Here is a 19,697-nt window from a genome sequence, read left to right on the forward strand (position 1 = left end):
AGGCGGGTTTTTCTTAAGAACGGATTTCGGTTCGTATAAAAAGCAGATAGGCGATCCCGAAGCAGATAAATGTTCCGGCGATCAACGTAGTTAAATGGGGCCAGATGACCAGCAGGCTTTGCTGGAGCGGAAGCGGTGTTGGGATCGAACCGGCAACCTGCCCCATCGACAATGGACCGGTAGAACGTATTCCCGGCGTTAACAGCACCGATGTAACGTTACTGTAAATTTGAGTAGGAGAGAGCTGACTGAGATAATACGTCCAGCCTCTGCCCGCGCTCCCGATCTCTGATCCGGAAAGGAACTGTATTAAAATATTGAAAAATACGGAGAAAAACAGCCAGATGGCAATGCAGGTCAGTGCGGAAGTTGCCGGCTGTTTAAATAAAGTGGAAAAAATGATGGACAAATTGATCCAAAACGCGATATAGATAATGGTTACAGCTGTGAAAATCATTATACGAAGAAATTCCTCAAAAGTTGGCGGGATGCCGATAAACCAGATACCGAATCCGATCATTAAAAAGGCAAGGGAGAGTATCATAATCGAAACGGCAATAACGGCTGCCAGAAATTTCGCGTTGATGACCGCATCCCGCGCAATCGGCTGGGCGAGAATGCGGCTGAGTGTTCGTTTGTTCATCTCAGCATTTATCGCATCGAAGCCAAGGGATATACCTACAAGCGGACCGATTAATCCCAGCAAAGCGAAGTAAGGAGGAAGCTCCCCATTAGACAATGTGAAGATTTTGAGAAACAGGGTGGCACTCCCTGGATCGACATCTGAAGCAGCTTCCCTGATGTTGGAGAGAACGACATACAAAGAGCCGACACAGATGAACATGACGAGCACAAACAAAATAATAAACCGGAAACTGCGGATGTGGTCTGCCAGTTCTTTTTTTATGAGAACGGAAAATGGATGCCATCTGTTTTCATCCTGCTCGTTTTTCCACAGCTCTATCATAACGTTTCTCCCTCCTCGGTAAAGTATTGTTCATAAATATCCTGAAGTTCGTAGCCCTGTTTTACCAGCTGCCGCAGCGAAAGCGAACGGTGGTGCACCCATTCAAAAAAGATAATTTCATAGGAACTGAACAACCTGATATGAGTGTCAGAAAGGAATTCCACGTTGCGTTCTGTCCTATCTTGAAGTTCCTGCTTGAGGGAAGGGGTCAGCTCTTGTTCAAATACCACGTCCATCTTTACTTCTTTATCCTGGTATAATTCTTCCCTCAATTGTTCCACGGTGCCGACCGCAAATAAGGACCCATTCATAAAAAGGCCGACCCGGTCACAAATCGATTGTACCTGTTCTAAGTGGTGGGACGATAAAAGCACTGTTAATTGTTTATGCTCCCGGAGCTGTTTAATAAGCGTTAATAATTCCTGCACTCCTTTCGGATCAATCCCCAGGGTTGGTTCATCCATAATGATGATTTCCGGGTCTTTTATTAAAATATCGGCAAGGCCCAGTCTCTGCTTCATCCCTCGGGAATAAGTCCGGACGTTATCATCTTTAGCGTAATGCAGATAGACCTGCTGAAGCAGATCATCTGCGTGATCCAACGCCCGCTTCTCGGGAATATTGTTCAATCTTGCCGTGAGCAGTAAATTTTCGAGGCCGCTCATGTCCTCATAAAAACCGACCTGGTCTGGAAGATAACCGGTAATTCTTTTTACCTGTATGGGCTCGGTTTGAGAGTTAAATCCGCTCACCTGGATGGTTCCGGAATTGATGTCTGTTAATCCAAGCATGGAAAGGATAGTAGTGGATTTTCCCGCTCCGTTCGGACCCAGCAGGCCAAAAATTTCTCCCCGTTTAATATCCAGGCTCAAATTTCTCACGGCCGTCGTTTCTCCATAATTTTTATGTAACTCTTCGATTTGAACAATGGTTTCCCTCATGTTTATCTCCTCCCATAACGGCGTATCACGGCGTAAATACCGGCTCCCACCAGAAGAATAATAGCTGAGCTGATCCATCCCCATATTCCTGTTTTTTGGACAGACATGCGAAGATCGATGCTGTCGCTGACCTGCGCCCCTTCCACGGTGATGGTAGACACATAATCCCCGGCGATGGCATTGTCACTTGCATTGATTTCAGCCTGCACGGTCTCCTGGCTGCCGGGTTCAATTGCGGGGATGGAGGCCGGTTCGAAAGATATCTCCCAGTTTGGGGGCGTCTGTGCTGACAAAGACTGTTCGTTTACAGGAATGGTGCCGGTGTTTTTCACCACTAGATCGATGGCGCGGCTGCCTCCTATGTTTACGTTTGTATTTAATTGACCGGACGGGGTGGACAATTCCAGCCCAAACTGTCCTGTCACACTGGCTTCAAACGTTTGGGCGGCAGAAGTACCTCCTGCGGAAGCGGTCACGTCAAAAGAATAATCTCCTGCTTCAATTTGATTCGGCGGTGTTGCGATGACCGTCACCGTTTTTTCCTGGTTAGAAGGAACGGACACAGAAGAGACGCTCTCGCCTTCAGACTCATATTGAACGGACCATTCTTCCGGGGTCGAAGCTTCCATGGCATATACCTGTTCTTCCGCGGTCCGATTTCTAAGCGTAGCCTGATAACGGAACTCCGTTTCCGAATCCCCTTCTAAATTAGGCTGTTCACTGGTGAACTCCGTTTGATAGATACCTTCCTCTTGAACAGTCACAGAAAGAGGAATGGAATCATTCGGTCCATTTGGATTTGTAGCGTTCACTTCAAATTCATAGGTGCCTTTTTCTACTTCTAATGGAACGTCAAGTTCTAACGCAAACGACTGTGGGGAGCCTGGCTGAACTGTCAGCTGACTTACCTGAAAGCCGCCTGCCGTAAGGTTGTAATCCCAGCCTTCAGGCAGACCATTCACGGAAAGCTCTGCATCCTGAATGGACCCGGTATCATTAATGGCCTGCATGTCATAATTGATCGTCTCTCCAGGTGTTACAGAGATTCCGGAATAAGGGCTGAACAGTTCAAAGCCATCCACGGCTTGAGCTGAGGGCAGGTTTCCTGTAAAAAGAAGAGCAATAACAGCAAGGAAAGAAAGGAAAGATTTTTTAAACATGTGGACATACCTCCTTGAATGAGTTCTATAACCGGTACGTGCCAAACCGAAAATTGGATGAGGTTTTTTTAAAAATTTTTTTGCCACACTTTAAATTTTCTGATAAAACTAAGTACATAACGACATACAAAAATAAAGGAGTTCAACCGTGAGGCATGACTTGGAATCAGCCGATGAATTCTTAACCAGACAAGAAAAAAACGAAGAATCTTTTGCCCGTTTTTACGAGGCATATTCTCCTTTTGTAAATACGATTGCGCTGAAACTGCTGAAAAACGAAAAAGATGCGGAAGATCTGGTCCAGGAAGTATTTATTGAAGTCTATCAGCAGTCTCATCAATTCAATCCGTCCCGGGGTTCGGTCCGTTCTTGGATAGCGGTGAAAACACGGTCGCGTTGTTTGGACCGGCTCCGCAAAAGAGCCGAAGTGGTAAAAGAAGATATTGAAATTGAATCAAAGGAGCGGCTGGAAGACGAAGTGGTAAAACAAATGGAATGGGAAAAAACAAAAACCTTCCTGGCCCGGCTGCCGGAAAAACAAAAGAATGCCCTAATCGGTAATTATTTATATGAGCAGTCCCACGCCCAGCTGGCGGCAGCGATGAAAAAACCCCTGGGTACCGTGAAATCCTGGGTGCGGCAGGGGCTTCGTTCCCTCCAAAAACAGTGGTCTGAAGAGGGCGCAAAAAGGGAGGATCAAGACAAATATGACTTGTGATCGATATAATGATCAGGAGCTGGCAGATTACGTTCTCGGAGAACTTCCGGAAAGAGAAAAGCCGGCCCTGCAGGACCATATCTCTTCTTGCCGGGAGTGCCGCAAACGGGTGGAGGAATGGAATTCACTATTAGATCAGTCCGGGGCTTCGTTCCAGCTTCCTTCCGCAGAGACGAAGGAAAGAATAATGGAGCGGACCGTTCGGCAGGACAAGAGACATACAAAAACACCTATTTTCCAAAATAAAGGAGCAGCGGCGGGGGCGGCAGCCGTTTTAGCTTTTGTATTGTTGCTTCTCCCATTATTCCAAGTGAACCAGCAGGGAAGCGAGCCTGAAACGGCATCCCCTTCCTTTATCCATGAACCAGAAACGACTTTATATACAGCAACTTCTCCGGTTTATTCGGATACAGAAGGGTATGTATGGATTAACAATCGGACAGGGGAGTTGTATATATTCGTGGATGGGATTCATAATGATGAGCCTGAAGCTGAACTTCATACTCAGAAAGAAAATATCGTCAACGTAGGGAGCATGGAGGCAGAAGAACACGCTGGCCACGTATACAGGCAACAGGCAATAGCTGATAAACCGAAATATCTGGTAGTGAAATCAAGGAAACATCAAGACGTTAGAATTTATTCTCTCCAATTCTTTTTCAATGAGTAAAGTAGAGATTTTTACGGCGAAAACAGATGGGAGAGATGAAAAACGGGGCTGGCCAAAAAAGGACAGCCCCCTATCTTTTACAGCAGATAAAAATACGAAACCAGGAGTAGAAAGCCCAACGCAAAGAGCTGCCGCTGAAGATTCACCCAGAATGAGAGCAATAGCGGCTGCGTTTTTGTCACCTTCGAACTGGCACCCACTTGCAGCTAACGCTTTTTGGACACTTCCACTTTTGGGATAGTCAAACAGTTTAAACTGTCACGTATCCTTCTGTTTGCAGCGGAGGAAGTACCAGCCATCCCTTATCCTTGTTTAACTGAAGCAATCTCGCTCCGGCCTGTACTTTAGCGGTATGATACCGGTCAAACATCATAGCGATATCTTCCCGGGTAGACTGGCCTATAATCTGACTGCAGGCCATGAGACCATTCGTTATATCTCTTGTAATGGAAGCGGAGATTTCCGCGTCATTAAAACGCGCTCCGACCGGAATGGTCTCCATATCCGAATAAGCTCGTTCGGGAGGAGAAGGAGGCAGTCCAACTCCATTTTCTTTTAACAGCTGTTCAATTTCCATTTCTTCTCTTTTGGCTTCATCAACCATGTTTTCCATCAGCTTGAATAATTCCGTATCTCCGGTATGGTTCATCCAAGTTTGGTAACCGGAAATCGTTCCTTTCAGCCCATTTAAATAAGACCAAGCTCCAAAAACTTCTCCGTAATGCATCGGTTCATTGTGTGGATGGCCGCCTAATATCCCCATAATTATTCTCCCCCATTTTTTCATTTTTAAGCTCCTTTTGGTTTCCCAGCTGTATAAAGCAACAGACCGACAATACTTAGAATGTGGAGAAAAGCCGTGATTATTTATGGGCAAAATTGTAAATCATCGCAGCAGCATCAACTGTTTAGACAATGGGGAAGATATTGATTAAAATAAGGAAAGCGATAATAACTGGAATCCGTTTGTCCGGCCTCTGGGTTTAGTAGGTCTTCCGGGTTTTTTGGAGGAAAAATAATGCAATGGCTGAAAGTAATAGTGGCCGGTTTATTTGAAATCGGCTGGGTGATCGGCCTGAAACATGCTGCTTCTCCATGGGAATGGGGAATGACAGGGATTTGTATCTATATAAGTTTTTACTTCCTGGTCATGGCTGGGAAAACCCTGCCGGTGGGCACGGTGTATGCGGTGTTTGCCGGGATTGGAACAGCAGGCACGGTGTTAAGTGAAAGCCTGATATTCGGCGCTCCTTTTCAGCCGTTGAAAATCGTACTGATTGCAGTTCTTCTTCTCGGGATTGTTGGATTAAAGATGGCAGAAGATCACCCAGAAAAGAGGGAAAGCTGATGGCCTGGCTTTATTTAATCGCCGCTGGTTTGTTTGAAATAAGTGGCGTAACTTTGATTAATAAACTGCATCGTGATCATAGTAAAACAGCGTTTACAGGTATGATTCTTGGTTTTGGGCTCAGTTTTATCTTTTTAGCACTTGCGATGGAGACTCTGCCGATGGGAACGGCTTATGCCGTCTGGACGGGAATTGGTGCTTCCGGTGGAGCGGTCCTTGGAATGATTTGGTACGGCGAGCGCAAAAACTTGTTCCGCATCAGCTGTATTTTTATCATTATCGCTGCAGTTGCAGGATTAAAGCTGATTTCTGAATGATTGTTGAAGAATTGGCAAAAAGGTTGCGGTATTTGGTTATGTTCTATATATTGGGAAGAGAAGAGGATTAGGGTCGCCCCCTAGTCATTACGTACAAAGGAGACGAAAGTAATTATGCTGAGTATGTTTCAAGGTGCCCATGAAGGTTCGTGGTTTCTCCTCGTGCTTTTCTTTCTCATCAGTTATTTCATTCCAAAACAGAAAATCACCCTGATGTTGATGCGTTTATTCGCGGTTATTATGATTATCTCGGGTATTGGTATGTTAATGTCTTATGGTTTTCCGCTGTTGTATATTTTAAAAGGGGCGCTTGCCATAATCGCCATTGCCTTGATGGAAATAACCACGGCCAGGAAAAAACGGGGCGAACCCCAGGGAGTATTGTTTGCAGTCTTACTGCTGTTATTAGTCATTATCGTTCTTATTGGCTATGGAATAATAGGATAAAGAGAAGCCGGCTTGATAGGAGTCCTATCGCCGGCTTTTATTTATTTCTTTTGTAATCTCCGCTGGTACCTCCTGTTTTCTCCAAAAGGTAAGTGGGGCCGATGGTCATGTTTTTATCCACTGCTTTACACATATCATAAATAGAGAGGGCAGCAGCGGAAGCTGCAGTCAACGCTTCCATTTCTACTCCGGTGTTTCCTTTCACTTTCACTTGGGACGTAACAAGAATTTGGTATATTCCTTCGTCGGAAAGGTTCCATTCAAATTGAATGTCCACTCCGTTTAAAGCAAGGGGATGACACATTGGAATCAGGTCGGATGTTTTTTTCGCCCCTGTAATCCCCGCCACCTGGGAGACGGCAAAAACATCCCCTTTTTTCGTTGTCCCCTGTTCTATTTGGTCATACACCTCTTTGGAAACGGTGACGCTGGAATGAGCCGCAGCAGTTCTTGTGCTGTCCTTTTTTTCTGAGATATCAACCATTTTGGCGTGTCCCTGCTGATTAAAATGTGTGAATTCAGCCATGGTAACAGCTCCTTTCAAGTGAGAGTGTAAGTAAAGATGTGATACCATTATAATAACATGGTCCAGTCGTTAGAGAGGAGAAACAGCATATGTTTGTTGGGGGTTTTGACATAGACTCATTTGTAATGCTGGCAGCCCTTTTGTTAATTACAGGGGTGACGGTCACTAAATTTTCATCCAGGCTTGGCATGCCTTCGTTGATCTTGTTTATCCTCGTAGGAATGATTATCGGCAGCGACGGCCTGGGTATTATTTATTTTGATGATGCCGAACAGGCGCAGCTTGTTGGGATTGTAGCCCTGGTAATCATTTTGTTTGAAGGGGGGAGCCAGACAAAATGGTCTGTTATCCGCCCTGTCATCTGGCCTTCGTTAAGCCTGGCTACATTTGGAGTGCTGATCACTTCTTTTATTGTAGGTATCGCAGCCAAATTTGTTGTAGATCTCACCTGGCTGGAATCATTACTGCTTGGGGCCATTGTAGGTTCTACAGATGCGGCAGCGGTATTTGCTTCGCTGAAAGAACGGAATATTAAGACAAAGATATCGGCAACGATGGAAGCGGAATCGGGGACAAACGACCCAATGGCCGTGTTTTTAACCCTTATTTTTATTGAACTTATACTTATCGACCAGCCAAATTACTGGCTATTATTTGGTTCTTTTTTTTGGCAGATGGGGATAGGCCTTATCATAGGTCTAGTTCTTGGGAAAGTGGCATCGGAATCGATAAACCGGATTAATCTGGATTCCAGCGGACTGTATCCCATTTTTGCATTGTCTTTCGCTTTGCTGACCTATAGTATTGCCTCCTTGTCTCACGCCAGTGGTTTTTTGGCTGTGTATGTGGCGGCGCTTATTATTGGAAACTCGGAACTTACATACCGGCATTCGATTTTCCGCTTCAATGAAGGATTTGCCTGGATGGCTCAGATTCTCATGTTTATTATCCTCGGCCTTCTCGCTTTTCCAGAACAGATTCTTGCTCCGGAAGTCATTGGAAACGGGCTCCTGCTGTCCGCCGTACTTATTCTCGCCGCACGGCCGGCTGCTGCCTTTTTATCCTTGATGGGGATGAAATATAATGTGAAGGAAAAGATATTTCTTTCATGGGCGGGACTACGCGGGGCGGTTCCCATTGTATTGGCTACGTTTGCCATCGTAGCGGAAGTCGAAAACGGAGCCATGATTTTTAATGTTGTTTTCTTTATTGTATTAACCTCCGCTTTAATTCAGGGTTCCACGATTTCTTATTTAGCTAATAAATTGAAATTATCCGGTCCGAAGAAAGAAACTCCTACCCACTCTCTGGAATTAATTTCAATAGGGAAAGCAAATGCCGAAATTATAGAGTTTCAAACCGATGAAAAGACCTCTATCGTTGGCGAAAAACTTCAGGATATTGATTTTCCAGAGTCAGCGCTGGTCAGTGCTATTGTCCGTGATGATCAATTAATTACCCCGTATGGGGAAACCGAGATTCAAAAAGAAGATTTTCTCTATATTCTTGTTTCAAGAAAACAAAAAAATAAGCTGCGCCGCATGTTAAAAGCGTAAAGCGTAATTTAATGTTTTTTGCTGTATAAAGGTGGTCCTTCGTATGTCTGTTTTTTTAAATGTATTGGTACCGATTGTTCTCATATTTGCTTCAGGTTTTTTTCTGCAGAAAAAGCAGCTGCTTGAAGTAGGTTCTGTATCGGCGGTTGCGTTATACATATTAAATCCGGCTCTTGTTTTCCGCACGTTTTATACGACGGAGCCGGATGCAGATCTTTTTCGTATTGTGGCTTTTACCATGTTGTTTCTGCTTTTGATGTTGCTTCTCAATAAGCTGATGGGTATCCTAATGAAGTGGGATCAGGAAAAGACGAGTGGAATGACGCTGGCTACTACGTTTATGAATTCTGGTAATTATGGTGCTCCTCTGGTGCTTTTTGCGTTTGGAGAGACAGCTTTCTCTTATTCTATTATTTTCATGGTGATCCAGGCGCTGCTTATGAGCACGGTAGGAGTTTATATTGCCAACCGCAGCAGTCTGGCTGCCGCCGATGCGTTTCGGGTTGTGCTGAAAATGCCGGTGTTTCATGCTTTGATTGTCGGGGTGCTGTGTCAGGCTGTACAATTGAATATTACAGAGTCCTATATGGACGCGGTGAATATGCTTGCCGATGCAGCTATCCCTGTAGTTATGATCGTTTTAGGAATGCAGCTGGCGAAGATTTCCGTTTCTTCGCTCGATTGGAAACTGGTGAGTATTGGTACGGCAATTCGGCTTGTTATTTCTCCGGCAGCGGCTTATCTTCTTACATTACTTTTACAGACAGACCCGACGTTAAGCGCAGTGCTTATTGTATCAGCTGCAATGCCGACAGCTGCAACCATAGCAATGATCGCCGTCCAGTTTAATTCCAGTCCTAATCTGGTATCAAGTATTACCCTAGTGACGACATTGTGTAGTGTACCATCCTTATGGATTTTATTAACGCTGTTCGGGGTGTAAAAGAATTGTCATTGGAAACGGCAGAACATTGGCTTGCTCTTATGTATAATAGAATACAAAGAAGGAAATGAGGGTGATGACATGAAGTCATTGTATACGGTAGCCGCTGTATCTATAGTTATGCTGCTGCTGAGTGCCTGCGGCCAGGCACAGGAAGAGGAGAATTCCACGAGTGGAGAAGGTGCGTCGATGGAAGCAATTGATGTAGAGATAGACATGCCGGAAAACCAGGAGCCGGAAACAGAAATAGAAATTGCGGCTTCCGTGACGCAGGGGAACGATCAAGTTACAGATGCGAATGAAGTCCGTTTTGAAATCTGGAAAGAAGGAGCAAAAGAGAGCAGTGAAGAAATAATGGCAGAAGACAGAGAAAACAATCGGTATTCCATATCGAAAACCTTTGAAGAAGATGGAGTATACCATGTTACTGCTCATGTTACGGCCAGGGATATGCATAACATGCCGACCAAAGAAATCATAATCGGGGACCCGGAAACAGAGAAGAATGAAGAGCATGAAAGCGCTGGTCACGAAGAAGAAGGTTCTGCGCTTGAAACGAACCTGCAGTCTGAGAATATCGCGGTAGGAGAACCTTCGGACATTACATTTGAGGTGAATTATGAAGAAGAGCCGTTAACGGACGCAAGAGTACGCTACGAGATTCAAAAATCTGATGCAGAAACGCAAAGCTGGGTCGATGCCGAAGAAACAGACGATGGAGTATACACCGGCACCCATATTTTTGAGGCAGCCGGGGAATATAGATTAACAGTTCACGTAGAAAACGAGGAAGACCTGCATGAACATCAACAGGAGACTATTGAGGTAGAAGAATAGACAGACGGCAGGATAATTTCTGATTTGACAAGTAGAATAGAAGTATTTTATGATTTAACTAAATCTGGGTCGTTATTGGATGAAAAATGAAAAATGAAAAACCACTAGGGGTGCCTCATAGAGGGGCTGAGATTAAAGTGTGCCTTTAAAACTCTTGGAACCTGAACTGGATGATTCCAGCGGAGGAAAGTGGGATGTCAGGATACTAAACCTAACAGACCGCTTTCCTTCTCCGGGGAAGCGGTTTTTATTTAGCTTTTAGGCACACGAATTTAGATAAGGGAAGGGAGCTTTCGGATTCTATGCTCCATGCCATTTCAACAGGAAAACAATCGTTTGAGCAATGGCTCGAGGTAACAAAACAAATTCATCAGGAAGCTGATTTTGTGCACATACGTGAAAAAACCTGGAGTGCCCGGCAGCTGGAGAGGGCGGTGCAGGAACTTTTAGCCGCGGCTGTTCCGCCCTCAAAAATTATTGTGAATAAAGGACCGGAACTGGTACGGAGCTGGAACCTGGCAGGAGTTCACTTCCCTGAATCCAATACGCTCGTTTTTTCTAATGAAGCACCCTTTATAAAAGGCAGTTCCGTCCACAGTAAAACAATGGCCGTACAAAAAGAAAACGAAGGAGCGGACTATTTATTTTTCGGCCACATATTCGACACCCCAAGCAAACCAGGCCTTCCGGGCCGTGGACTGAAACAGCTTCAGGAAATCACAGACGCTGTATCTATTCCGGTCCTGGCTATTGGAGGCATTATGCCGGAGAGGGTTCCGTTATGTCTGGACTACGGAGCGGCTGGGGCTGCGGTAATGTCCGGCATTTACGATGCACCGGAGCCAGCGAAAGCCGTTCAGTCGTTTCGTTCCGCTTTGCTGAAAGGAGGCATGACATGAATAAAAACTATGATGTACTTGTAATCGGCGGCGGAATTAACGGCTGTTCCACCGCTTATCAATTAGCCAAACGAAAGAAACAGGTCGCTGTCCTGGAAAAAACGAAAGTTGGGGCAGAAGCTTCCAGTGCTGCTGCCGGAATGCTCGGGGCTCAGTCTGAAATTAAGGAGAACAGCCCTTTTTTTGATTTTGCCAAATCAAGCAGAGATATGTTTCCGGACCTCATCCCGGAACTGGAAGAAAAATCAGGAGTTTCGGTTTCCTTTGTCCAGAATGGGATGCTAAAAATAGCTGACACAATGGCAGAAAAAGAGCATCTGGAGGAAATGTACCGTTTTCAAAAAAAGGAAGGCGAGCAGGTGGAATGGCTGTCTTCTGAACAAGTAGAGCAGGTAGATCCCTCCATTCAGGGAGAACATTTCGGAGCCCTGTATATCCGCGGGGATGGTCAGGTGAAGGCGCCGGAATTGACAAAAGCGTACGCCAGAGCCGCAGCTGTAGAAGGCGCCGATTTTTATGAATATACGCCGGTACTGCAGCTTATTCAGAAAAACGGCAGCGTCATCGGGGTGGAAACGCCGGGAGGCTCGTTCTATGCAGATCAAGTTATTCTGGCAGGAGGAGCCTGGTCCCGCATGATTCCATCACTCGGAGAGCAGTTTCCGGAGCTTGTACCGGTAAAAGGGGAATGTGTATCGCTGCGTGTGTCCGCCCCGGTTCTGGAAAAGACAGTTCATGCCTCGGACTTTTATATTGTGCCAAAGCCAGGCGGCTCTGTTATTATCGGCGCTACAGAACGAGAAGGGGAAATGGGAAAAGAGGTGAGCGCCTCTGCTGTAGAGCACCTGTTATCCAAAGGGTTTTCTCTCGTTCCAAAGCTGCGGGACGCGTCCTGGGAAACCGCCTGGGCCGGAGTGAGACCCCAGACGTTAGACGGCAGACCTTATCTCGGCCAAACTCATATAAACGGATTATGGCTGGCGGCCGGACATTATAGAAATGGTATTTTATTGTCTGCGTTAACTGGAAAATGGATGGCAGATTTAATAGAAGGAAAGGCTGCTGACTCGGAATGGCTGGCTGCCTTTTCCCCGCAGCGGAATCTATCTGAGAAGGAGGAACCAATCGTTGGTATTAACGATTAATGGTATCAAAAAAGAAATGCCAGAAGAGACAACAACAATTCATAAATTACTCGACCATCTGCAGCTGGGAAATAAAAAAGCGGTCGTGGAAAGAAACGGTATGATTATAAAAAAGGAAGAACAGGAACAGGAGCCCGTCAAAGAAGGCGACAGCCTGGAAATTGTTCATTTTGTTGGAGGAGGATAATGGGAATGTTAAAGATCGGTCCTTATACGTTTCAGTCCCGTTTGTTTTTAGGAACGGGAAAATATGAAGATGCAGAGACCCAGAAAGAAGCTGTGAGAGAATCAGAAACAGAAGTCCTCACTTTCGCCGTTCGAAGAATGAATCTATTTGATGAAAGTCAGCCTGATCCGTTTGAGAGCATGAATCTGGAAGGGTTTCGTCTGCTGCCTAATACGGCCGGGGCAAAAACGGCGGAAGAAGCGGTGCGCATTGCCAAGATCGCGTCAGCCGCTGATATGTGCGACATGATTAAGGTGGAGGTGATTGGCTGTGATAAAACCCTCCTTCCTGACCCCGTGGAAACAATAAGAGCTTCAGAAATTCTGCTGGAGGAAGGATTTACAGTACTGCCTTACACGTCAGACGATGTGGTTCTGGCCAAACGACTCCAGGATCTCGGCGTTCATGCTATTATGCCGGGTGCGTCTCCGATAGGAACGGGATTGGGAATAATCAATCCGTATAATTTATCTCATATCATCGAGCAGGCGTATGTGCCGGTGATTGTAGATGCTGGAATCGGGAGTCCGAAAGACGCCGTGCAGGCAATGGAGCTCGGTGCTGATGGCATTTTGTTAAATACAGCCGTTTCCGGCGCAGAGCACCCGGTAAAAATGGCAGCGGCCATGAAACATGCGATGGAAGCAGGAAGGCTGGGGTTTGAAGCCGGGCGTGTGGAGAAAAAATACTATGCTCAGGCCAGCAGTCCCATGGAAGGGTTGAGTCGGCTGTGATGGAAGACCGCTTTTCCCGCCAGGTGAAGTTTCACGGTATTGGAGAAAAAGGGCAGCAGCTGCTTGCAGAAAAGCACGTTCTCATTGTAGGGGCCGGGGCTCTCGGAAGTGCAGGAGCGGAAACCCTGGCAAGAGCGGGAGTCGGACACCTTACCATTATCGACAGGGATTATGTGGAATACAGCAACTTGAACAGACAGCAGTTGTATACAGAAAAAGATGCCGACCTTCCTATGCCAAAGGCAGAAGCAGCTAAAGCAAGGCTGGAAGCAGTGAATTCAGAAATAAGGATCGATGCGGTGACAGGAGAAGCGGACCTGGCTTTTTTGGAAAGGGTCCAGCCTGTTGATTTATTGTTGGATGCCCTGGATAACTTTGATACACGCATGCTTCTTAATGATTTTTCCCAGAAGTATAATATCCCGTGGATATACGGGGCCTGCGTGGGCAGTTACGGATTAACGTACACAATCGTGCCGGGACAGACACCCTGCCTGCACTGCCTTATGGAAGAAATACCACTTGATGGAGAAACATGCGATACAGCGGGAATCATCGCTCCAGCTGTGCAAATGGTTAGTTCTCATCAAACGACAGAAACCTTAAAATTATTAACCGGTCAATATGAAAAGCGGAGAGGGACGCTGTTGTCCTTTGACTTGTGGAACAACGAATGGTCTTCGCTGGACATAGAGCGCCTTCAAAAAGCAGACTGCCCTTCCTGCGGGGCTCAACCTCAATATCCTTTTCTTGAATACAGAAATCGCGCCAAAACGGAAGTACTGTGCGGACGGGACGCTGTCCAGGTACGTCCCGGTTCAAAACAGTTTTTATCCCTGCCTGATCTGAAAAACCGGTATCAGGATCAAGTAAAAAAAGAAAACCCCCATTTACTGGTGCTTGGGCTGGAGAATAAACGATTTGTCATTTTTCAGGACGGCCGAACTATCATTCATGGGGAGAACAATAAAGCAAAAGCCAGGGCACTCTACCAAAAATATATAGGCGGTTAACCATACTTTTACATTTTTAAAAGAAGGACTTTCCCACTCATACGGGGAAGTCTTTTTTAGAAGAAATCAACGTTTTAATTTTGCCGATTTTGAAGGGTTTCTTCTATTGAAAAATGAGTAATGGCTGGGCGGAGGATTTTATATTTTTTATAAAGGTTGGGTGTCAACAAATATTCATTTTGTTTTGACACATACAATGTACTAGAAAATGTTATAATGTCAAAGGAAAGTTTGAAAAGGGGTAGAAATGGGTAAGGAAAACATTTGCTAAAAGCCGGCGAACATGATACCTTTTCTTTGGTAACATTAGCATCTGAAAGATTCCGCCATCCCGTTATGGCGTTTCATATATTATTGGTATTCTATAACTATTAAGACGAGAGTGGAGGTTATGACGTGAATATTATCATAGCTGGAGGAGACGGTTTTTGCGGATGGCCGACGGCCCTGTACCTGTCAAAACAAGGACATGATGTATCTATTATTGATAACATGGCCCGGAGAAAGTGGGATGTGGAACTGCATTCCAATTCCATTACCCCAATTGCGGATCTTGAAGACCGTGTGGAAAAGTGGAAAGAATTGACCGGCAGAGAAATTCGTACATACGAAGGCGATCTGAACCATTATGATTTCCTGAAGCAGGTGCTGGTGAAAGAAAAGCCGGACGCATTTGTACACTTTGCCGAACAGCGCTCAGCACCTTACTCCATGATAGACCGGGAGCATGCCGTGTTTACCCAGGTGAACAATGTGGTCGGCAATCTGAATGTCCTTTATGGCATTAAAGAAATTGTACCGGACTGTCATTTAATTAAATTGGGTACAATGGGAGAATACGGGACACCCAATATTCCCATTGAGGAAGGGTATATTGAAATTGAACATAAAGGCCGAAAAGACACGCTTCCTTATCCAAAGCAACCAGGGTCTTTCTACCATCTATCCAAGGTACATGACAGCCATAACATTATGTTCACCTGCAAAGTCTGGGGAATTCGTGCCACTGATTTAAACCAGGGTGTAGTCTACGGGCTGGAAACGGAGGAAACAAAGATGGATCCGCTGTTAACCAACCGCCTCGATTATGATGGCGTATTCGGTACAGCGTTAAATCGATTCATTATTCAATCCACCATTGGGCATGATCTGACGGTGTACGGCAAAGGAGGCCAGACACGAGGGTTCCTGAATATCCGGGATACGGTCCGCTGTATTGAAATAGCGGCAGAACACCCGGCGGACAGAGGAGAATTCCGGGTTTTCAACCAGTTTACCGAAGAATTTTCTGTGCTTGATCTTGCAAACAAAGTGAAAAAGGTGGCGCAGGAAGAAGGATTTAACACAGATATCGCTCATTTGGAGAACCCGCGCGTTGAACTGGAAGAACACTATTTCCACGCGGAAAATACAAAGCTGAGAGAACTTGGGCTTGAACCGCACTTACTGACGGATGAGGTGATTCGTGATATTCTGAAAGCTGTCATGAATCATAAAAACCGGGTCATCGAAGAAAATGTTCTTCCGGGTGTATCCTGGAAATAAAACGAACAGGGAGTGTCCTCCTTGAAGATTGCGATTGTGACCGAAACGTTTTTACCGTCCACCGACGGTATTGTGACACGGCTGACAGCCTGTATCCGCTGGCTCCATAATCAGGGCCACGAAGTGATGATTATCGCTCCTGATCTGGGAGTCTATGATTTTGAAGGAGCACCGGTTAAGGGAGTTCCGGCAAGGACTCTCCCTTTTTACCGATCCAAACAGTTTGCCCTTCCGAATCCCATTGTAAAAAAGTATCTGGAAGAGTACGATCCGGAAGTAGTACATGTGGTGAATCCCGCTATCCTTGGATATTCCGGCGTGACGTACGCTCATAAAATGGGTTATCCCCTGGTGGCCTCCTATCACACCAATGTCGCCCAATATCTGGATTATTATCATTTGTCTCCTTTCAAGGGATTGATATGGTGGTACTTTAGAAAGCTTCACAATAAAGCAGACTTAAATATCTGTACCTCCCAGACGGTGCAGCAGGAATTGACCTCCCGTGATTTTTATAACGTGCACGTGTGGAAACGAGGAGTCGACACAGAGAACTTCCACCCGGACCGTTACAGTATGGCAATGAGGGAAAAACTCACCAACGGCAACCCTGATGATAAACTTCTTCTCTACGTTGGCCGTCTGGCTCCGGAAAAGGAGATTGAAAAATTAAGATCTGTGCTGGAACAATCGGAAGAATTCTCTTTGGCGATTGTGGGAGACGGACCGCACCGAGGTCCGCTTGAGAAACACTTTGAAGGCACAAAAACAGCATTTACCGGGTTTATGCACGGGGAAGAACTCGCTCGGGCTTTTGCTTCCTCGGACGTGTTTGTGTTCCCTTCGACAACAGAAACGCTGGGTCTTGTCATTCTCGAGGCGATGGCTTCCGGCCTCCCGCTCGTCGCAGCCAAAAGCGGGCCGACATGTGAACAGATTGAGGATGAACGGACAGGTTTATTGTATGATCCGCAGAAAGATGGAGATTTTGTCAATACCGTGCGTCGATTTGAAGATGAAACCCTGCGCAAACGCCTGGCTACCAATGCGCGGAAAGATATAGGAGAGCTGGGCTGGTCCGAAGCCGCAAGCCAGCTTCTTACATTATATGAAGAAGCCGTTGGATTAGAGGAGAGCAGCCAGAAAAAACAGAAATTAACGTAGTATCACCCTGAAGCACAGCAATCGAAATAGAAGGGGTATCATGGCAAAGAAAGAAAAGACCAAAGGTCCGTTTCAGTTCATGCAGTTTAGTGTCATCGGACTTGCTAACGCCGGGGTCGATATCGGCACATTAAATCTTTTACTACTCTTATTTCCAACCGATGAACGGGGGCTGCTTGCTCTTTTTAATACGATCGCCTATTCTCTGGCTGTGGCCAATAGTTACTTCTGGAATGTTCTGATTACGTTTCGGAATTCAGCGGAAGGCAGTAACCGTCAGAGATTGATGTTTATTCTTCAGGGGATTGTCAGCCTTGGGGTGAACAATTTAGTGTTCTTAGGAGCGAACCAGCTGTTTGAATGGGTCGGAATGCACAGGTGGCTCCGTTACAATATTGCCAAAGGATGTGCCATGTTTTTATCCTTCACATCCAGTTTTTTCATGATAAAGTATTTTGTGTTTAAAGATACAGATCGAAAGTTTTTTCGGAAATAAGGTAACTCACTCCCTGTCCCCCCTGCTTCTTTATATAGCAGGGGGGTTTTGTATGCTTTGCTTTCTAAAAAAGGAGGAAGAAAGCACTGCCCCACGTGTCTGAATATAACTCTCTACCTACTCCCGCTTTGGTTTCGTCAGGGAAAATTTAATCCCGCTGAAAGCGGTTCGGGACGTTGGGCCAACATTGCATGGGTGGATGATGAATAGGATGGGAAATTTCACAACAAACTGTTAATTATAATAAAATAAAAGGGAAATCGATGAGTTTTATCGAAGTATGTACTGTTATGAATTAAAAAGGCAGGCGAAGACTGAAAAGGGGGATGACATGACGGATCGAGAGCCCGTTCACTTATATCTTTCCAGGTATCAGGAGCACATTAAGTATCTACAGGACACAGGGCAGGAATCTCCTGGATGGAGAGAACTGCGGGAGGAAGAACTGCCCGTTTTCTTACAGGTGAAGGATTCTCAAGTGAAGATAGAGGAGGAAACCATTGTGCGTGACTTTGCTGAAAAGGGCACCTGGAAACCAGGACGCATACTTCACGTACGAGTCGAGTTAACAGATGGGACGCAATTTTCCATGCATGGTTACTTTGTTCAGCAGAAGCAGGACTGGTTTCCTGATGAGAACCCTATTATTCATCACAGCAGTCATTGCGGGTACTGCCAGTCCATCATTGGACTTGTGCGGAACAAAGAGTTAAAGGACGAATTTTGCATGCTCCCTCTGCCAGAGAAGAAATTTTTATTTGAAGAAATATTAGATAGACATAAAGGAGAGCTGTATTAATAGAGATGATACGAGTAGGAGAGGGGAAATAATGAAAGTAGTCATTGCACCGGATTCTTTTAAAGAGAGCATGACAGCGATGCAGGCAGCAGAGAGTATCGAAAGGGGATTTAGACAGGGCTTTGGAAACGAGCTTCAAGCCGAACTTATTCCGATGGCAGATGGTGGGGAAGGAACAACAACGTCTATGGCAGACGCCCTGAATGGAACGATGTACGAAACAACAGTAACAGGACCAAATGGCACACCGGTAAAGGCAGGGTATGCCCTCATGGGGGACGGCAAGACGGCTGTCATAGAAATGGCGGAAGCTTCCGGTCTTGCTTTAATACCCAAAGAGGAAAGAAATCCTTTACACGCAACCTCTTATGGCACCGGGGAACTGATTCAAGCTGCATTGGATAAAGGCGCTGGTAAGATTATCTTAGGCATAGGCGGCAGTGCTACCAATGATGGAGGAGCAGGAATGTTTCAGGCGTTGGGAGGCAGGTTGATAGACGCTTTCGGAGAAGAGCTTGCTCCGGGAGGGGAAGCCCTCGCCCGGTTAACGCATATTGACGCTTCGCAGTTGGACCCGCGTCTACAACAAACAGACATCATTACAGCCTGTGACGTGAACAACCCACTTACCGGCAGGAACGGAGCAAGCGCAGTTTATGGTCCACAAAAAGGTGCTGATGAAGACATGACAAAAACACTGGACCATGCTTTATCCCATTATGCTGAAATAATTGAAACCCAGCTGGGAAAAAACGTGGATAACCTACCTGGTGCCGGAGCGGCAGGGGGACTTGGAGCCGGTTTAAAAGCTTTTCTGAATGCTTCCTTAGAGCCGGGGATTGACATTGTACTAAAAGAAACACACTTCAGGGAAAGAATACAAGAGGCTGATCTTGTTATCACCGGGGAAGGAAAAATAGATCATCAGACCATCAATGGGAAAACGCCGGTGGGAGTGGCTGAAGCTGCAAACGGCGTTAAAAGTATACCGGTATTGGCTTTTTGCGGTCAGTTGGGTGAGGGATACGAAGAAGTGTATTCCCATCGTATCACAGCAGTTTTCAGTATTATGCCGGGACCTGGAAGTGTGGAAACTGCTATGGAAAATGGAGTTGCCTACATAGAAAAGCTGGCAAGAAATGTTGCTGCCGTATGGAAAGCAGCGAGACATTGACTGGACATTTTTGGTAAATGCCGATGTTTTTTAGAATCGATCCGTCTACAAAGAAAGAGAAAGCATATCCCG

At 45.7% G+C, this 19,697-nt stretch carries 23 protein-coding genes and 1 riboswitch; of the genes, 18 read left to right on the forward strand and 5 right to left on the reverse strand.

Annotation, left to right across the window (positions count from 1 at the left end):
- Nucleotides 1-13: 13 nt before the first annotated feature.
- From G475_RS0110715 to G475_RS0110725, 3 genes are read right to left on the reverse strand one after another with little or no spacing between them, the layout of a single operon-like run.
- Entirely contained in the window at nucleotides 14-967 is a 954-nt protein-coding gene (locus tag G475_RS0110715; RefSeq protein WP_035710885.1) for an ABC transporter permease, read from the reverse strand.
- Nucleotides 964-1,908 (reverse strand): ABC transporter ATP-binding protein, encoded by a 945-nt coding sequence (locus G475_RS0110720; protein WP_026701298.1) that lies wholly within the window; start codon nucleotides 1,906-1,908, stop codon nucleotides 964-966. The genes G475_RS0110715 and G475_RS0110720 overlap by 4 nt, the downstream gene beginning before the upstream one ends.
- A 2-nt stretch (nucleotides 1,909-1,910) precedes the next feature.
- A complete protein-coding gene (locus tag G475_RS0110725; RefSeq protein WP_026701299.1) occupies nucleotides 1,911-3,068 on the reverse strand; it encodes a COG1470 family protein in 1,158 nt (385 codons plus the stop codon).
- A 148-nt stretch (nucleotides 3,069-3,216) separates the two neighbouring features.
- Here G475_RS0110725 and G475_RS24780 point away from each other — a divergent pair, with 148 nt between their 5' ends.
- Complete coding sequence (locus G475_RS24780) at nucleotides 3,217-3,786, forward strand: RNA polymerase sigma factor (protein ID WP_051302413.1); 570 nt, start codon at nucleotides 3,217-3,219, stop codon at nucleotides 3,784-3,786.
- Nucleotides 3,776-4,456: an anti-sigma factor family protein gene (locus G475_RS0110735; RefSeq protein WP_026701300.1), complete on the forward strand. Its 681-nt coding sequence runs from the start codon at nucleotides 3,776-3,778 to the stop codon at nucleotides 4,454-4,456. Before G475_RS24780 ends, G475_RS0110735 begins: the two co-directional genes overlap by 11 nt.
- Nucleotides 4,457-4,706: 250 nt before the next feature.
- Here G475_RS0110735 and G475_RS0110745 read toward each other — a convergent pair whose 3' ends face one another.
- Complete coding sequence (locus G475_RS0110745; protein ID WP_026701302.1) at nucleotides 4,707-5,219, reverse strand: DUF3231 family protein; 513 nt, start codon at nucleotides 5,217-5,219, stop codon at nucleotides 4,707-4,709.
- Nucleotides 5,220-5,474: 255 nt separating this feature from the next.
- On the opposite strand from G475_RS0110745, the gene G475_RS0110750 reads away from it, so the two are divergent.
- From G475_RS0110750 to G475_RS0110760, 3 genes are all read left to right on the forward strand, one after another.
- Complete coding sequence (locus tag G475_RS0110750; RefSeq protein ID WP_026701303.1) at nucleotides 5,475-5,804, forward strand: DMT family transporter; 330 nt, start codon at nucleotides 5,475-5,477, stop codon at nucleotides 5,802-5,804.
- Nucleotides 5,804-6,121, forward strand: a complete 318-nt coding sequence (locus tag G475_RS0110755; RefSeq protein WP_026701304.1) for a DMT family transporter — start codon at nucleotides 5,804-5,806, stop codon at nucleotides 6,119-6,121. The genes G475_RS0110750 and G475_RS0110755 overlap by 1 nt, the downstream gene beginning before the upstream one ends.
- Nucleotides 6,122-6,235: 114 nt before the next feature.
- On the forward strand, nucleotides 6,236-6,568 hold the full coding sequence (locus G475_RS0110760; protein WP_026701305.1) for a DUF1516 family protein: 333 nt from the start codon (nucleotides 6,236-6,238) through the stop codon (nucleotides 6,566-6,568).
- A 37-nt stretch (nucleotides 6,569-6,605) separates the two neighbouring features.
- On the opposite strand, the gene moaC is transcribed toward G475_RS0110760, so the two are convergent.
- Nucleotides 6,606-7,094, reverse strand: coding sequence for a cyclic pyranopterin monophosphate synthase MoaC (gene moaC / locus G475_RS0110765; protein ID WP_026701306.1), 489 nt, complete (start codon nucleotides 7,092-7,094; stop codon nucleotides 6,606-6,608).
- A gap of 89 nt (nucleotides 7,095-7,183) precedes the next feature.
- Between moaC and G475_RS0110770 the strand changes: the two genes are divergently transcribed.
- The 13 genes from G475_RS0110770 (at nucleotide 7,184) to G475_RS0110830 (ending at nucleotide 19,625) form a co-directional block, all read left to right on the forward strand.
- Nucleotides 7,184-8,650, forward strand: a complete 1,467-nt coding sequence (locus G475_RS0110770; RefSeq protein ID WP_026701307.1) for a potassium/proton antiporter — start codon at nucleotides 7,184-7,186, stop codon at nucleotides 8,648-8,650.
- A gap of 43 nt (nucleotides 8,651-8,693) precedes the next feature.
- On the forward strand, nucleotides 8,694-9,593 hold the full coding sequence (locus G475_RS0110775; protein WP_026701308.1) for an AEC family transporter: 900 nt from the start codon (nucleotides 8,694-8,696) through the stop codon (nucleotides 9,591-9,593).
- 81 nt (nucleotides 9,594-9,674) lie between these two features.
- A complete protein-coding gene (locus G475_RS0110780; protein ID WP_026701309.1) occupies nucleotides 9,675-10,430 on the forward strand; it encodes a FixH family protein in 756 nt (251 codons plus the stop codon).
- A gap of 96 nt (nucleotides 10,431-10,526) precedes the next feature.
- A riboswitch (TPP riboswitch) is annotated at nucleotides 10,527-10,635 on the forward strand.
- A gap of 97 nt (nucleotides 10,636-10,732) precedes the next feature.
- A complete protein-coding gene (locus G475_RS0110785; RefSeq protein ID WP_026701310.1) occupies nucleotides 10,733-11,329 on the forward strand; it encodes a thiamine phosphate synthase in 597 nt (198 codons plus the stop codon).
- Entirely contained in the window at nucleotides 11,326-12,474 is a 1,149-nt protein-coding gene (gene thiO / locus G475_RS0110790; RefSeq protein ID WP_026701311.1) for a glycine oxidase ThiO, read from the forward strand. Before G475_RS0110785 ends, thiO begins: the two co-directional genes overlap by 4 nt.
- A complete protein-coding gene (gene thiS / locus G475_RS0110795) occupies nucleotides 12,458-12,661 on the forward strand; it encodes a sulfur carrier protein ThiS (protein ID WP_026701312.1) in 204 nt (67 codons plus the stop codon). The genes thiO and thiS overlap by 17 nt, the downstream gene beginning before the upstream one ends.
- Before the next feature lie 5 nt (nucleotides 12,662-12,666).
- Nucleotides 12,667-13,434 (forward strand): thiazole synthase, encoded by a 768-nt coding sequence (locus G475_RS0110800; protein WP_026701313.1) that lies wholly within the window; start codon nucleotides 12,667-12,669, stop codon nucleotides 13,432-13,434.
- Entirely contained in the window at nucleotides 13,434-14,447 is a 1,014-nt protein-coding gene (locus G475_RS0110805) for a ThiF family adenylyltransferase (protein WP_026701314.1), read from the forward strand. The genes G475_RS0110800 and G475_RS0110805 overlap by 1 nt, the downstream gene beginning before the upstream one ends.
- A gap of 396 nt (nucleotides 14,448-14,843) precedes the next feature.
- A complete protein-coding gene (locus G475_RS0110810) occupies nucleotides 14,844-15,992 on the forward strand; it encodes an NAD-dependent epimerase/dehydratase family protein (protein WP_026701315.1) in 1,149 nt (382 codons plus the stop codon).
- Between the two features lie 21 nt (nucleotides 15,993-16,013).
- Complete coding sequence (locus G475_RS0110815; protein ID WP_026701316.1) at nucleotides 16,014-17,156, forward strand: glycosyltransferase family 4 protein; 1,143 nt, start codon at nucleotides 16,014-16,016, stop codon at nucleotides 17,154-17,156.
- 40 nt (nucleotides 17,157-17,196) lie between these two features.
- Nucleotides 17,197-17,652, forward strand: coding sequence for a GtrA family protein (locus G475_RS0110820; protein WP_026701317.1), 456 nt, complete (start codon nucleotides 17,197-17,199; stop codon nucleotides 17,650-17,652).
- A gap of 331 nt (nucleotides 17,653-17,983) precedes the next feature.
- Nucleotides 17,984-18,451 (forward strand): hypothetical protein, encoded by a 468-nt coding sequence (locus G475_RS0110825; protein ID WP_026701318.1) that lies wholly within the window; start codon nucleotides 17,984-17,986, stop codon nucleotides 18,449-18,451.
- A gap of 31 nt (nucleotides 18,452-18,482) precedes the next feature.
- Nucleotides 18,483-19,625 (forward strand): glycerate kinase, encoded by a 1,143-nt coding sequence (locus G475_RS0110830; RefSeq protein ID WP_026701319.1) that lies wholly within the window; start codon nucleotides 18,483-18,485, stop codon nucleotides 19,623-19,625.
- Nucleotides 19,626-19,697 lie beyond the last annotated feature (72 nt).

This window comes from Salibacterium aidingense DSM 18341 (assembly GCF_000429685.1).
Lineage (GTDB): Bacteria > Bacillota > Bacilli > Bacillales > Marinococcaceae > Salibacterium > Salibacterium aidingense.